The 14245-nt window shown below is 70.1% G+C and carries 11 protein-coding genes and 1 pseudogene; 5 read left to right on the forward strand and 7 right to left on the reverse strand.

The window, feature by feature from the left end; translation table 11 throughout:
• Nucleotides 1–21: 21 nt before the first annotated feature.
• A complete protein-coding gene (locus tag ACWEPL_RS57050; protein ID WP_452441595.1) occupies nt 22–1761 on the reverse strand; it encodes a serine/threonine-protein kinase in 1740 nt (579 codons plus the stop codon).
• A 167-nt stretch (nt 1762–1928) separates the two neighbouring features.
• On the opposite strand from ACWEPL_RS57050, the gene ACWEPL_RS57055 reads away from it, so the two are divergent.
• Both ACWEPL_RS57055 and ACWEPL_RS57060 read left to right on the forward strand, forming a co-directional pair.
• Nucleotides 1929–2519: an isochorismatase family cysteine hydrolase gene (locus ACWEPL_RS57055; protein WP_452441596.1), complete on the forward strand. Its 591-nt coding sequence runs from the start codon at nt 1929–1931 to the stop codon at nt 2517–2519.
• Nucleotides 2519–3256 carry an SDR family NAD(P)-dependent oxidoreductase gene (locus ACWEPL_RS57060; RefSeq protein WP_350725322.1) on the forward strand — a complete coding sequence of 246 codons (738 nt, stop codon included), beginning with the start codon at nt 2519–2521 and terminating at the stop codon, nt 3254–3256. Before ACWEPL_RS57055 ends, ACWEPL_RS57060 begins: the two co-directional genes overlap by 1 nt.
• Before the next feature lie 15 nt (nt 3257–3271).
• Here ACWEPL_RS57060 and ACWEPL_RS57065 read toward each other — a convergent pair whose 3' ends face one another.
• Entirely contained in the window at nt 3272–4414 is a 1143-nt protein-coding gene (locus tag ACWEPL_RS57065; protein ID WP_452441597.1) for a serine hydrolase domain-containing protein, read from the reverse strand.
• Between the two features lie 38 nt (nt 4415–4452).
• Between ACWEPL_RS57065 and ACWEPL_RS57070 the strand changes: the two genes are divergently transcribed.
• Nucleotides 4453–5361 (forward strand): cyclase family protein, encoded by a 909-nt coding sequence (locus ACWEPL_RS57070; protein WP_452441598.1) that lies wholly within the window; start codon nt 4453–4455, stop codon nt 5359–5361.
• Between the two features lie 101 nt (nt 5362–5462).
• Nucleotides 5463–6644 (forward strand): phosphatidylinositol-specific phospholipase C1-like protein, encoded by a 1182-nt coding sequence (locus ACWEPL_RS57075; RefSeq protein ID WP_452441599.1) that lies wholly within the window; start codon nt 5463–5465, stop codon nt 6642–6644.
• A gap of 43 nt (nt 6645–6687) precedes the next feature.
• Here the strand turns inward: ACWEPL_RS57075 and ACWEPL_RS57080 are convergent, their stop codons facing one another.
• Both ACWEPL_RS57080 and ACWEPL_RS57085 read right to left on the reverse strand, forming a co-directional pair.
• A complete protein-coding gene (locus ACWEPL_RS57080) occupies nt 6688–7872 on the reverse strand; it encodes a cytochrome P450 (protein ID WP_452441600.1) in 1185 nt (394 codons plus the stop codon).
• A gap of 131 nt (nt 7873–8003) precedes the next feature.
• Nucleotides 8004–9196, reverse strand: a pseudogene (locus ACWEPL_RS57085) (RNA-guided endonuclease InsQ/TnpB family protein); the annotation flags it as partial.
• A 113-nt stretch (nt 9197–9309) separates the two neighbouring features.
• Here ACWEPL_RS57085 and ACWEPL_RS57090 point away from each other — a divergent pair.
• Nucleotides 9310–9894 (forward strand): TetR/AcrR family transcriptional regulator, encoded by a 585-nt coding sequence (locus tag ACWEPL_RS57090; RefSeq protein WP_452441601.1) that lies wholly within the window; start codon nt 9310–9312, stop codon nt 9892–9894.
• 282 nt (nt 9895–10176) lie between these two features.
• On the opposite strand, the gene ACWEPL_RS57095 is transcribed toward ACWEPL_RS57090, so the two are convergent.
• The 3 genes from ACWEPL_RS57095 to ACWEPL_RS57105 form a co-directional block, all read right to left on the reverse strand.
• Nucleotides 10177–11661, reverse strand: coding sequence for an AMP-binding protein (locus ACWEPL_RS57095; protein ID WP_452441602.1), 1485 nt, complete (start codon nt 11659–11661; stop codon nt 10177–10179).
• A gap of 17 nt (nt 11662–11678) precedes the next feature.
• On the reverse strand, nt 11679–12734 hold the full coding sequence (locus ACWEPL_RS57100) for an LLM class flavin-dependent oxidoreductase (RefSeq protein ID WP_350724484.1): 1056 nt from the start codon (nt 12732–12734) through the stop codon (nt 11679–11681).
• Nucleotides 12735–13416: 682 nt separating this feature from the next.
• On the reverse strand, nt 13417–14004 hold the full coding sequence (locus ACWEPL_RS57105; RefSeq protein WP_452441603.1) for a GNAT family N-acetyltransferase: 588 nt from the start codon (nt 14002–14004) through the stop codon (nt 13417–13419).
• Between the last annotated feature and the right edge of the window lie 241 nt (nt 14005–14245).

Consider the following 14245-nt stretch of genomic DNA (forward strand, 5'->3'; position numbering starts at 1 on the left):
CACAAGGCCCCCACTCAGCCGCTAAAAGGGTGGCTCCTCCTCGGGCGTCGAGAGGAGCATCATGGGCTCCTCGGAGGGCCGGCCGGTGGGCTCGTCCGACGATCGGGCGAAGGATTCCTCCGACGGCGTAGGCGTCCCGACGGCCGTCCTGCTGTGCTCCTCGCTCGGCGTAGGCGTAGGTGTGGGCGGGTGGGGAGTCGGCGTAGGCGTGGGGCAGGCGGGACCGTCGACGGCGACCTCGCTCACCTGCGGCCCGTTCCCCGCCGCCGGCTCCGTCATCACCACGATCCCGACATACGCCCGCTTCCCGCAGGAAACGCCTCCAGGATCGTGCGTGATGGCACTGGTGTAAGCCGTGCTCCCCCGTAAGGTCCGCGTCTCCTGCCGCACCGTCCGGGCCGCCCCGCCCTCCCCCTCCCGCCGCGTGTACGAGATCCGCAACCGTACGGGCCCCGGGCCGTCCGCCGAGACCGTGATCGCCCCCGCCGTGCCGCTCCACCCCACGATGCCGGCGGCCCGCACCGCGGTCGGACGCGGCACCGAGGTCCCGCCCTGCCGCACCGTCGGAGGAAGGCTGGGAGGAGGGCTGGGAGGAGGGGAGACCGTGCGCGCGGGCGTGCTGCGCCGGGGAGCCGCGGAGGTCCGGGTCCGGGTGGGCGTGGCCGCGTCCACGGGCGCCGGCTCCGGCTCGGTCTGTGCCGTCTTGGGCGGCGGCATCAGGATCGTGCCGGGCCCGGGAGGCATGCGCCCGCCCGACATCAGGAGCGAGATCGCCACGGCGGCCACCGTCGCCCCCGCCACCCACAGGTACGGCGGCAGCCGGGGCATCCGCAGCACCCGGTCCCGGAGGGTGGTCGTGACTCCGGAGGCCCGCTCGGTCCTGGCCAACGGGAAGCGCAGGGCCAGCAGCGTGGCCAGCTCGCCCAGATGCCGCCGCCCGCGCTTCTCCCAGTCCGGGCCGTACCCGGCGACCGCGTCCTCCTCCAGCTCCGCCGCGAACTGCCGGGCCGAGGCGTACCTGGTCGCCGGGTCCTTGGCCATCCCGCGCCTGAGCAGGTCGCGCAGCGAGTCGGGCGCGACCTCCAGCGGCACCGGCTCCACCAGGTGCTTGTCCCGCACGGCCGGGACGTCCAGCGCCCCGTCCTCGCCCTCCTTGACGGCCCGGTACGGCGGACGCCCCCTGACCGCCTCGAACAGCACGCACGCCGCCGCGTACACGTCCGCCGGCGGCCCCGCCCGGTCCTGCGTCCACAGCTCGGGCGACATGTACTCGGGGCTGCCCGCGGGCACGCCCGGCTCCTCCGCGTGCACGACCACGCCGAAGTCGGCCAGCTTGCTGGTGCCGTCGGCCTGGACCAGGATGTTGTCCGGCTTGACGTCGCGGTGCGGCACCCCTCGCTCGTGCGCGGCGGCCAGGGCCAGCAGCGTGCTCTTCAGCACGGTGAGGGCCGCCTCCGGGCTGATCCCGCGGTGCTCGTCCAGCAGCGTACGCAATGACACGCCGTCCACCAGCTCCATGACGACGGCCGCTCTGGTGGGGGTCTCGACGTACTCGTAGAGCCGGACCACGTTGGGGTCGTCGATCTCGACGAGCTCGTGGGTGTCCGACCGGAAGCGGTCCATGAACTCGGCGTCCCTGCGCAGGGTGGCGTTCAGGTACTTGATCGCCACGTAGGCGCCGGTCTGCTGGTAGGTGGCGAGGAACACGCGGCCGGTACGGCCCGCGCCGAGCTGGCGAACTTCACGGTAACCAGGGACCAAGTCGAACCCCCATCAGCAGCCGTCATCGATTCGACGGTCTCACCCGGGGTTCGGGTTGTCACGACTGGAGATATTTCGCCGGGCGTTAATGCGAAATAACCCTGTGTCGTGGGTGATATGCTGAGGCGTCCCAAGCAAGCGCTCGGCTAAATCGACGGAGGTCGCCTGTGGAGCGCGTGGCCGTGCTGGTGATGGAGATGCAAAGGGGCGTCGTCGGCGATCTCACGAAATTTCCGGATCTGGTGGCGGCCTGTGCGCGGCACGACGTGGTCGCCAACGCCGCCCGCCTGCTCCACACGGCCAGGTCGGCCGGCATTCCGGTGATCCACTGCACGGCGGCCTTCCGCCCCGACCGGTCCGGCTCCCACGCGGACAACTGCCCGTTCATCGTCGCCCTGCTCAAGGACCCCGGCCACATGCTGGAGGGTACGGCCGCCACCGAGGTCCTCCCGGAGCTGTGGGACGGCGGCGACCTGGAGAGCCGCCGCCATCACGGGTTCTCCCCGTTCACCGGCACCTCGCTCGACATGACGCTGCGCTCCCTGGGCATCTCCCATGTGGTCGCGCTGGGGGTCTCGCTCAACCTCGGCATCCCCGGGCTCGCGCTGGAGGCGGTCAACCTGGGCTACCGGGTGACCGTGGTCAGGGACGCGGTGGCGGGCATCCCGGAGGAGTACGCGCAGGCCGTACTGAAACACACGATCAGCCTCCTCGCCACCCGCGCCACCACCGCCGACCTTGTTGAGATGTGGAAGTGATGGACGGGCTGCGCCTGGACGGGCGCGTCGCGGTGGTCACCGGCGGAGCGGGCGCGATCGGCGCGGCCATCGCCACGGACCTGACCGCGCTGGGCGCGGAGGTCGTCGTCGCCGACGTGGACCTGCCGAACGCGGAGAAGGTGGCCTCCGGCCTGCCCGGCGCGCGGGCGCTGGCCGTCGACCTGACCTCGCCGGCGTCCGTCGCGGAGTTCGGCGGCGCCGTGGGTCCCGTGGACATCCTGGTGCACAACGCCGGGGTGTCGATCGTGGAGCCGTTCACCGAGAGCGACCCGGCGAACTGGGACCTCATGTGGCAGGTCAACCTGCGCGGGCCGATGCTGCTCACCAAGCTGCTGCTGCCCGGGATGGCGGCCAGGGGGCGGGGGCGGCTGGTGTTCATCTCCTCGGACGGGGCCAGGGCGGGGTCGGGCGGCGAGGGCGCGTACGCGGCGACCAAGGCGGGCCTGTTCGGCCTGGCCAAGACGATCGCCCGGGAGGCCGCCAAGGCGCACGTCACCTCGAACGTGGTCTGCCCGGGCCCCACGGACACGCCGATGCTCCGCCGGGTGTCGGCGGCCGAGCCGGGGCTGGTGGACAGGATCGCGCGGGGCATCCCGCTGCGCCGCCTCGGCACGCCCGCCGACGTGGCAGGCCTGGTGTCCTACCTCTGTACGGACCGCGCCGCGTACATCACCGGGCAGACGCTGTCGGTGAGCGGCGGCGTCACGATGCAGTGAGCGATCATGCGGCGGTCAGAGCGAGTCGTAGACGGCCTGCACCAGGCGCAGGCCGCGCAGGTTGCCGGAGACGGCGTTGGCCATCTTGTTCATGACGTAGCCGATGCCCAGCCCGCGCTCCGGGTCGCCGATGCCGAGGGAGCCGCCCAGCCCGGAGTGGCCGAACGCGGTCTCGGACGGCATCGGGAACGTCATCGACGGCCGCATGTAGCCGAGGCCGAACGACGTGTCCAGGAAGAGGACGCGGTCGGGGCCGTGCACGCGGGGGCGTACGGCGTCCCGCAGCGTCTCGGGGCGCAGCAGGTCGCCCGCGATCAGCGACCGGTAGAACCCGGCCAGCCCCCTGGCCGTGGTGACGACCCCGGCTGCGGGCCAGCCGGCGCGCAGGATGACGGGGTGGTTCGCGCCGCCTTTGAGCCGGTGCATGCCGGGATTGCCGAGCGCCCGGTTCATGAGACTGTGCGGATCGAGCGCGGCCTTGGCCATCTCGGCCTGCCCTTCGGTAGGTGCCGGGCCCGCACCTGTTTGGGGGCTTTCGCCTGCCTTGAGGCGGGCCGTACGGGCGATCACCGTGTCCGGCGCTCCCACCCACAGCTCCAGCCCCAGCGGCCCGGCGATCTCGGCGGACACCAGCTCGCCGACCGACTTGCCCGTCACGCGCCTGATCACCTCGCCCACCAGGAAACCGTACGACAGCGCGTGATACCCGTGCGCCGACCCCGGCTCCCACAGCGGCGCCTGACCGGCGAGCCGGGCGGCGATGGCCGCCAGGTCCCCGAACTCCTCCACCGGCACCGGCTCCTCCACCACCGGCAGCCCGCTCTGGTGCGTGAGCAGGTGCTCGACGGTGATCGCCTCTTTGCCCCGGGCCGCGAACTCCGGCCACACGTCCGCGACGGCCCCCGAAACGTCCACCAGCCCCCGCTCGGCGAGCCGCAGCAGCACGGTGGCGGTGATCGCCTTGGTGCAGGAGTAGGCGAAGGCGGGCGTGTCGTGCTCCCACGGCCGGCCCGTGTGCCGGTCGGCCACGCCGCCCCACAGGTCCACGACCAGCTCGCCGTCCAGGTGGACGGCGAAGGCGGCGCCCAGCTCCGCCCCGTCGGCGAGCTGCCGCTCGAACACCTCGCGCACGCGGGAGAACCGCGGATCGCAGTGCATCACACCTCCGTGTGAGACAGGAGAAAGGAAGCGCTTACTTGGTTCACGAGCCTAACAACTGGGGACGATTCGGCCCAGACGATCAGCGTGGCACCCTCAACCTCCTCACCCCGGCCGTGGTGCTCGACGCGCTGCGCAGCGCCACCACGGGCGAGGTGCTGAGCCTGGCCATGCCGATCAGGGGCGCCACCTCCTCGCCCGCCCCCACGACGGTGCCGCACCTGCCGGGCCGCCCGCTGCCGCAGCACTTCATGTCCGTGGACGGCGGCGACTACGCGGCCGGCGCCCGCGCGATCGGGGAGGGCCTGTACGTGGCCGACGACGCGCTGGTCGTCAGCCACCACGGCACCACGACCCACATGGACGCGCTGTGCCACATGTGGTCCGGCGACGAGCTCTACAACGGCCACCCGGCGGCCCGGGTCCGCTCCTACGGGGCGACCAGGTGCGGCATCGAGCAGGTGGGTGGCGTGGTGGCCAGGGGAGTGCTGTTCGACGCGCCCCGGCGCCTCGGCCTCGACCACCTGCCGGCCGACTTCCGGATCCCGGCCGAGCTGCTGGCCGAGATCGCCACGCCGCGGCCGGGGGACGCCGCGGTGATCCGTACCGGGTGGCCCGCGGTGTGGGGCCGCTCGCGCGAGGAGTACTGGTCGGGCCAGCCCGGGCTGTCGGCGGAGGCGGGCCGCTGGCTCGCGGCGCACGACGTGTCCGTGGTGGCCTCGGACAACGCCGCCATCGGCGGGCTCAACGCCCGCGGGCTCGCCGACGAGGGCCTCGCCGACGACCTGCACCTCATCCTGCTGCACCGGCACGGCGTCCACCTGATCGAGATGCTGTGGCTGGAGGAGCTGGGGGAGAGGGGGTGTACGAAGTTCGTGTTCGTGGTGGCGCCGCTCAGGATCGAGGGAGGCACGGGCAGCCCGGTGACCCCGCTGGCCATCCTCTGACGTTCCCGCATATTTCCTAGCTCGTTTGGATATTTCGTGATCGACCGTTAACCCCTGACTTCGATGGTCTGTCCCGGTAAAACCCCTTTGCTAGGAGACCCATGCGCCGCCTCGCCCTCGTCGGCCTCGCCGCCACCGCCCTGACCGCGCTCGCGTCCGTACCCGCCGCGGACGCCACCACAGCCGCCACCACAGCCGCCACCACAGCCGCCACCACGGCCGGACGCGGGAACCTGCGGATCAACCAGATCCAGACCATGGCCACCCACAACAGCTACCACCGCGAGCTGACCGACGCCGAGAAGGACGTGCAGCGCAGGACCGACGCCAACTGGTGGAACCTGCAGTACTCCCACACCGCCCTGCCGAACCAGTTCGGCGCCCAGCACGTGCGCGGCATCGAGCTGGACGTCTTCCCCGACCCGCAGGGCGGCCTCTACGCCAACCCGCTGGTCAGGCGGGACGCCGGGCTGCCACCGCTGAACGACCCCGCGCTCGCCAAGCCCGGCTTCAAGGTGCTGCACTGGGCCGACCACGACTACGGCACCAACTGCTCGGCCCTGGCCACCTGCCTGCGCCAGGTGCGCGAATGGTCCGACGCGCATCCCGGGCACGTGCCGCTGACGATCCTCACCGAGTTCAAGAGCACCGACCCGGCCAAGGAGGCGATGGGCGGCGCCAAGAGCCCGGCGTGGGACACCGCGCTGATGGACGCACTGGACGCCGAGATCCGGTCGGTGTTCCCCGGCGATCGGCTCATCACGCCCGACGACGTCCGGCGGCCGGGGCTCACCCTCGAACAGTCCGTGCTCAAGCACGGCTGGCCCGAGCTGTCCTCCTCGCGGGGCAAGGTCATGTTCTTCATGGACAACCAGGGCGAGAACATCCAGACGCCCTACAAGGCGGGCCGGCCGAGCCTGGAGGGGCGGGTGCTGTTCACGAACTCGCGTCCGGGCCGCCCCGACGCCGCCTTCGTCGGCTGGAACGAGCCGCAGGGCGCCAACACCGCGCAGATCCAGGACCTCGTACGGAAGGGGTACTACGTACGCACCCGGTCCGACGTGCCCTTCACCGAGGCCAGGTCGGGCGACACGAGCAGGCTGAAGGCGGCGCTGGACAGCGGCGCGCAGATGGTCAGCACCGACTTCCCCGTGATCGGCCTGTCCGCCAGGAACGGCAGCGACTACGTGGCGGAGCTGCCCGGCGGCGCCACGGCCCGCTGCAACCCGGTGAACGCCCCCTCCGGCTGCCGCGACCAGACCCTGGAGCACCTCAGCCGGTAGCCGGCCAGGTGGCCTTTCAGTCGGCAGTCGGCCAGGTCACCTTTCAGTCGGCAGTCGGCCAGGTCACCGGTAGGCATCTCACCCCGTACACCGAGGCGTCGTGCTTCAGCGGCACCTCGGTGGCGGGGACGGCCAGCCGCAGGCCGGGGAAGCGCTCGAACAGCGCCCGGTAGCCGATGCGCAGCTCGTTCCTGGCGAGCTGCTGCCCCAGGCACTGGTGCACGCCATGGCCGAACGCCAGGTGCCGCCGCGCGTCCGGCCGGTCCAGCCTGAGCGCGTCCGGATCCTCGAACACCGCGCCGTCACGGTTGATCACGGGCAGGGACAGGGCGACCGTCTCCCCCTTCCTGACCAGCTCACCCGCCACCTCCACGTCCTCGAGCGCCGCCCTGGACGGCGCTCCCTGGTGCAGGATCGACAGCCAGCGAAGCAACTCCTCCACGGCTCTCTCCACTGCGCCTTCCACTGCGCCTTCCACTGGGCCCTCTTCGAAGGGCAGTCCCTCCTTCAGCAGCGCGAACACGCCCAGGGCCAGCATGTTCGCGGTCGTCTCGTGGCCCGCCACGAGCAGGATCAGCGCGACGTAGGTCAGCTCCTCGTCCGTCAGTTCGCCGGTCAGGCCGCTGATCAGGTCGTCGCCCGGCTCGACCCGCTTGCGGCGTACCAGCTCGCCGAGATACGCGGTGAGGTCGGCCGTCGCCTGCGCGCCGTCCCTGTCGGGGGTGACGAGGGCGGCGCTGCGGTCCTGGAAGAAGTCGTGGTCGCTGTACGGCACGCCGAGCAGCTCGCAGATGACCAGAGACGGGATCGGCAGGGCGTAGGCCGTCACCAGATCGACCGGCGGGCCCGCCTTCGCCATGGCGTCGAGATGGTCGGCCGCGATCTGCTCGATGCGCGGCTCCAGCAGGCGCATCCTGCGCACCGTGAACTGCCCGGTGAGCAGGCGGCGGTAGCGGGTGTGCTCGGGCGGGTCGGTGGCGGCGAAGAACCCCGGCGGGGCGGGCCGGGCGGCACCGCCGGGGCGTACCACGTGCACGGCGGTGTGCTTGAGCTCCTGCCTGGCGCTGAACCTGGGGTCGCCCAGCACGGTGCGGGCCGCCGCCATCGTCGTGGCCAGCCAGCCCTGGTGCCCGTCGGCCATCTCCAGCCGGGCCATCGGCGGCAGGTCGCGCAACCGCGCGGGCGGGTCGAAGGGGCACTCCTGGTTGCGTTCGATGGGAAGTCGCATAATTTTGAGAGTAAACTCTCAGTTGGGAGTTGTATAGCGAATCATCGTCTTCTCCTGCGATTGGACTCGGGAGGCCGTACATCGGAGAATGCGGAGTCTTGGCTTTCCCCTTGTGGATGAGGGGTTCCAACGGTCACCCGTGGAAGTTCCTGTTTCATCGCCGGTCGCCCGCCTGAGAGGACTCTCGTTGAGGTCTTACACCAGCTCCGCAGGCGTTTTACTTGTCCGCCAGCCCGGTGGCCAAGAGGTTGCGGGCCGCGTTCACGTCCCGGTCATGGATCGCGCCACACACGCAGACCCATTGCCGGACGTTCAGCGGCATCTCGGTTTGCGTGCCCCCGCACGCCGAACACAGCTTGGAGGAGGGGAACCAGCGATCCACCACGACCACCACCCGCCCATACCAGGCGGCCTTGTACTCCAGCATGCCCCGCAACTCCCGCCACGAGGCATCGGAGATCGCGCGGGCGAGCTTGCCGTTCTTCACCATGTTGCGGACGGAGAGGTCCTCGATCACGACCGTTTGGTTCTCGCGGACGAGCCGAGTGGTGAGCTTGTGCAGGAAATCCCGGCGACGGTCGGCGATCCGGGCGTGGACGCGAGCGACCTTGAGCCGGGCCTTGGCCCGGTTGGCGCTCGCTTTGGCCTTGCGGGCGAGCGCCCGCTGTGCTCTGGCCAGTTTGCGCCGGTCGCGGCGTTCGTGGCGGGGGTTGACGATCTTCTCTCCGGTGGACAGTGTGGCCAGGGCGGTGATGCCCGCATCCACCCCCACCGTCTGCTCCACCGGCGGGAGGGGAGTGAACGTTTCTTCCACGAGCAGGGAGACGAACCAACGGCCCGCCGCATCGCGCGAGACGGTCACCGTGGACGGGGCGACGCCCTCCGGCAGCGGACGCGACCAGCGAATGTCGAGCGGCGCGTCCATCTTGGCCAGCCACAGCCGGCCTTCGCGCCAGCGGAAGGCCGAGCGGGTGTATTCGGCCGACACTCGCGACTTCTTGCGCGATTTGAATGTCGGGTACTTGGCCCGCTTGGCGAAGAAGTTCGCGAACGCGGCCTGCAGGTGGCGAAGCGCCTGCTGCAACGGCACGGAGGAGACCTGCGACAGAAAGTCGTAATCGCCGCTGCGTTTCCATGCTGTGAGGACCGCCGACGACTCCCCGTAGGAGACGCGACGCCCTTCGATGGCGTAGGCGCGAGTGCGCTCCTCCAGCGCCTTGTTGTAGACGAGGCGGACACAACCGAACGTCGGGGCAAGCTCGTCAGCCTGCTCGGGGGTCGGGTAGAAGCGGTATCGGTAGGCCCGCTTCACGGCCTGCGCCACAGTTAAAATTCTAGTACGCGATCAGTTACGCGCTGTGCATATGTTAGATGCCGCTGCATTGTTTCCACGTACCCCCGCCCTGAAGGACGGGCTTCCTTGCTCAAGGAGATTTGATGAGCGATCGTCCGGGCCTGCGCGAGCGGAAGAAGGCCAAGACCAGGGCGCTGATCCAGAAGGAGGCGCTGCGGCTCTTCCGGGAGCAGGGGTACGCCGCGACTACGGTCGAGCAGATCGCGGAGGCGGCGGAGGTGGCGCCGAGCACCGTCTTCCGCTACTTCGCCACCAAAGAGGACCTGGTGCTGGTCGACCAGTTCCCGCCCTTCATGCAAGCGCTCCAGTCCGTCCCCGCCCACCTCAAGCCCGTCCCGGCGATACGGGCCGCGATGCGGGTGATGCTGGCCGGGCAGGCGGCGGAGGAGTTCGCGGAGAGCATGGAGCGGGAGAAGCTCATGTTCACGGTGCCCGAGCTGTGGGCGGCCAGCCTGGACAACATCAGCGGCGTGGTAAGGACCATGCACGAGCAACTGGCAGCCCGGGAGGGCCGGCCGGCCGACGACCCGGAGCTTCGTAATGTCACGGGGGCGATCGTGGGGGTGCTCATGGCGGTCTGGCTTGACTTGGTAAAGGACCCGGGTCTGGACGCCTCGGTCGAACTCGACAAAGCCCTAGCTCACCTGGAAGCAGGCCTCCCCCTGTAACCACCACCACCCACCTGGCTAACCACCACCCACCTGACCCCAATCCGCCCAGCCCACGCCCACCCGGCCACGCCCACCGGCCACGCCCACCCTCACGCGCCCACCGGGCCCGCTGTCCATCCAGGCTCGTCCGGCTACACCCGCCCGGCTAAGCCCCCAGCCATCGCACGCCGCGTCCGCCGCCCCTGTCTGTCCAGCGCCCGCCCTCCCGCGCGCGTCCACCCGCGTCCATGCCATGCGCCCGCGTCCGTGCTGCCGTTGGCCGGTAGCGGCAGCCTGGGGTCAGGTGCCCGGGTAGTTGCCGCCGCCGTGTGCCGAGTCCAGGGCGTCGTAGTCGGGGGTGAAGCCGCGCTTCGGTATCGCGTCCACGAACGCCACGTGGCTCGGCTTCTTGTACGACGCCAGGTGCGTCCTGACGTGCTCGACGAGCTCGTCCGCCGTGGCGGTGGCGTCCGGTTTGAGCGCGACGACGGCCTTGACCGCCTGGTGCCACGTGGGGTCGGGGACGCCGATGACGGCGGCGTCGGCCACGGCCGGGTGGGATTTGAGGGCGCGTTCCACCTCGGCCGGGTAGATGTTCTCGGCGCCTGATTTGATCATCCGGAGCTTGGGGCCGATGAAGGTGATGGTGCCGTCGGGTTCGCGGCGGCCGAGGTCGCCGGTGTGGTGCCAGCCGTACGCGGACTTGGCCGTATTTAAGTCGGGCCGGGCGAAATATCCGGAAAAGAGGGTCTTGCCGCGGGCGCAGATCTCGCCCACCTCGCCGGGCGGCAACTCGGTCCCGTCCGGGGCCAGGATGCGTACCTGGACCAGCGGAGAGGGACGTCCCGCGAACCCCGAGCCCCCATCGGCCAGCCCGAGGAACGTGAGCATCCCGCCGACCTCGGTCTGCCCGTACCCGCCCATCTTGGACCGGCACCAGGGAGAGTCGTCCACCGTGATCATGCTGTCCCACTCGGCCGAATGGGAGACGAACCTCAGCGACGACAGGTCGTACTTGCCTCCGGCGTTCGCGGCCGTCACCGCGTCGATCATCGGCCCGAACAGGAACGCCTGCGTCACCCGCTCGGCATCGATCAGGCGGCAGACCTCTTCGGGGTCGAAGGCGGGCGTGAACACGTTCGTGCCGCCGATCTGGAACGTGGCCAGGCAGAACATCATCGTGCCCACGTGGAAGAGGGGGCCGTTGTTGAGGAACGTGAAGCCGGGCTCCATCTGGCGTACGACGAGGAGTGAGGCGCTGTGGGCGACCAGGGCGGCGCTACTGAGCAGGGCCGCGTTGGGGCGTCCGTCGAAGGCGGCGGTGTAGAGGGCGAGGACCGGCTCGCCGTCGTCCACCTGCGGGAAGTCCCTAGGGGATCCGCCGGCCACCAGCTCCTCGTACTCGTCCCCGGCCCGCACCCACGTGCTCTCGGACACGGCCGTGGTGGCGTCCGAAGGCTCCCATACGACGACCTTGGGGGTCAGATCGGACAGTACGAACCGCAGCTCGTCCTCCGACTGCCGCCAGTTGGCCGGGCAGAGGATCGCGCCCAGCCGCGAGCAGGCCAGCAGCAGCTCCAGCACGGCGTGGGAGTTCTGGCCGAGCCACACCACCCGCTCCCCGGCCGCCACACCCCGCCCCGCCAAGGCGTCAGCGAGCCGGGTCACCCGGGCGTCGAGCTCGGGGTACGTACGCCGTACATCCCCGTCCACCACCGCCGTGACCTGGGGACGGCTGCGGGCGTGATCGGCGAGGAGGTCTGACAGGGACAGGCTGTGGATCATCTGAGCCTCCCGAGGGGTTACCGGAACGCGGGCATGACTTCGGCGGCGAAGAAGCGCATGATCCGCTTCATGTCCTCCAGCGGCATCGGGCGGGTGCTGCCGAAGTCGCACAGGAGGTTCGAGAAGCCGGAGTCCCGCAGGAGGGAGATCTGCTGGATCACCCGCTCCGGGTCCCCGATCACGTCCAGTTGCTCCCACCGGAAGTCGGTCGACAGCGTGCCGCCCTTGAGGTAGCGGTCCTGGTAGTACTCGAAGCCCTGCGCGGCCCGGCCGGTTTTCGGGTCGATGGGGGCGCTGCGCTCGTTGAAGATCCGCGAGCGGTCGAACGACGCCTCGAACCGCGCCTGGTCCTCGCGTGCCTGTTCCAGCGTCGGCGCCACGTACACGCTGCGCGCCACTACCAGCTCCGCGCCCTCGGGGTGGCCCGCCTGCGCGGCCGTCTCCCGCCAGGTCTCCGCCGCCTTGACGACCTTGCGGAACGGCGCCGCCGGGTCGGCGAGAATGGGCAGCCCGCGCTCGGCGTACATGGTCACGGTTTCGGGGGAGACGGCCGCCACGTGCAGCGGCGGGTGCGGCGACTGCAGCGGCCTCGGGACGAGGCTCACCTCGGAGCCGGTTTTGTAGAACTTCCCCTCATGCTGGTACGAGTCCTGCGTCCAGAGCCCGAGGATCACCTCCAGCGCCTCGTTGAACCGGTCGCGCGCTTCGGCCAGGTCTATCCCGAACCCCTCGAACTCGAAGCTCTGATACCCCCGCCCGATCCCCAGGTCCAGCCGCCCTCCGGAGAGCACGTCCACCATGGCGGCCTCCTCGGCCACGTGAACCGGGTTGTGCAGGGGCAGTACCACGATGCCCGTGCCGAGCCGGATGCGGGAGGTGCGGGCGGCGGCGTGGGCCAGCATCGTGAACAGGTTGGGGACGACGCCGTAGTCCCGGAAGTGGTGCTCGGCCAGCCGTACGCCGTCGAACCCCAGTTCCTCGGCCAGCTCGACGAGCTCCAGATGGTAGTCATAGACGTCCTTGAAGCCATGGCCGTCGAAGCGGTGGAAGAGGTGGAAGGTCGAGAACTTCATGCGGCGACCTCTCGGCAGGCGACTAAACCAAGCGCTCGCTTGGGAGCGTACCACGCCAGCCGGCAAAACCCCCAGGGCCTCCGGGTTGCCTCAGGGGAACCGCATGGCCTTCCACGAAGGGGGCGCTTCGCGCCAAGGAGTTCCAGACAGCGCCTCCCAAGGGGGCAAGCCCCTTTCGATCCCCCGAAAACCCCGCTCGCCGGCCCCGCCCCTTGCCCAGTTACCGGCTGGACCTGCTGGAGCCCGCCCAAACCCCGCTCGCTTCGCTCGCCAGTCGACTGCCCGTTGCCTGGTTACCGGATGGGCTCGCTGGAGCCCTCTCCCGCCCGCGAGAGGACGGTCAGCCTGAGGATCGGTGCGGCAGGCGCCTATGCGAAGGGATCGAAGGTGCCGGCCGCGACGCCGGAGGAACCGCGATCGTGGGCGGCTACACCCCTGTAAGGGCGTTCATACTGGTCCCGTTGACGAGCTCGCGCTTGTCGATCGGGCGGCGGATGTCCGTGAGCGTTACCCATTCGGTGCGCTCGGCCTCCCATGCCTCGGTAAGCGACCGGAAGTGTGGCTTCTCCCTTGAACTGTCGAGCGCTCGCGTCGCGGGCCTGCGGTTCGCCATTCGTCATCGGGACGGTCGCTGGTCTTGCTGCCTCATGCGAAGTGGCGGATTTCGGAAAACGGGACGCTGCTACTCCACGCTCACGGATTCAGCCGCCGCGTTCGTGCGTACGTGCAGGTGCCCCTCGGTGGGGAATCCGGGGGGTTGGGCGGGGAGTACCGAGCGCAAGCCATATCGGCATTTCTCCGCCACGCGGCAAGAAGCATGGTTGTCCACGGCATGAAGCAGATCGAGGCGTGTCAGAGGCCTCATGCACTGCGGGCCGAGCGCCCAACGCGAAACGGCTTCAAGGGCGCGCGGAGCGATTCCTCGGCCTCGGACCTCAGCCGAGATCCAGTAACCCACCTCCGCCGAGGCGGCCGTGGGATCGGCGCCTCCCTTGACCACGATATGGCCGACCGGCTGGTCGGCTTCGCTCTCGCCACTGTTGCGCTCCAGTATGGCGAAGCTGAATCGGACGCCCGCGGTCCACCCTTCGTTCTGATCATCGATCCATCGACGGGCGTCCGCCTCGCTGACCAGAGGGGTGGTCAACCAGCGGCGCAGGAGTGGATCACGATGAGCCGCCACGAGGGCCACAGCGTCCTCACCTCGCCACGGTCGCAGGCGCAACGCAGACGCGGACACAGTCGGCTCCACGGCCAGGACGACGGTCATGACACTCCTTGATCGATGTCTCCACCGACTCGCTGCGAGGACGGGGCCGAACACCTACATCGGCGGCCGGAAGCAATCCTCGCCACGTCAGCTGAGAACTCGCCACCCGCTTTTGCCGGAGCGCCCGAGAACCCGCCACTTCGGATGAGTCCTTCATATCGCTGCGGGACGCCGGTTCCGGCGTGAAAATGGGGGCTGGTGGCCGTCTGTGACGTCGTGGTTTCTTGGTGCCGGTTGCGCC

The organism is Nonomuraea sp. NPDC004186 (assembly GCF_053603495.1).

Bases quoted from the DNA above. Each gene is read 5' to 3' on its own strand.
- ACWEPL_RS57090 (WP_452441601.1), top strand. From the start codon at position 9,310: ATGAGCGATCGTCCGGGCCTGCGCGAGCGGAAGAAGGCCAAGACCAGG.
- ACWEPL_RS57065 (WP_452441597.1), bottom strand. From the start codon at position 4,414: ATGCACTGCGATCCGCGGTTCTCCCGCGTGCGCGAGGTGTTCGAGCGG.
- ACWEPL_RS57100 (WP_350724484.1), bottom strand. From the start codon at position 12,734: ATGAAGTTCTCGACCTTCCACCTCTTCCACCGCTTCGACGGCCATGGC.
- ACWEPL_RS57080 (WP_452441600.1), bottom strand. From the start codon at position 7,872: ATGCGACTTCCCATCGAACGCAACCAGGAGTGCCCCTTCGACCCGCCC.
- ACWEPL_RS57075 (WP_452441599.1), top strand. From the start codon at position 5,463: ATGCGCCGCCTCGCCCTCGTCGGCCTCGCCGCCACCGCCCTGACCGCG.
- ACWEPL_RS57105 (WP_452441603.1), bottom strand. From the start codon at position 14,004: ATGACCGTCGTCCTGGCCGTGGAGCCGACTGTGTCCGCGTCTGCGTTG.
- ACWEPL_RS57060 (WP_350725322.1), top strand. From the start codon at position 2,519: ATGGACGGGCTGCGCCTGGACGGGCGCGTCGCGGTGGTCACCGGCGGA.
- ACWEPL_RS57095 (WP_452441602.1), bottom strand. From the start codon at position 11,661: ATGATCCACAGCCTGTCCCTGTCAGACCTCCTCGCCGATCACGCCCGC.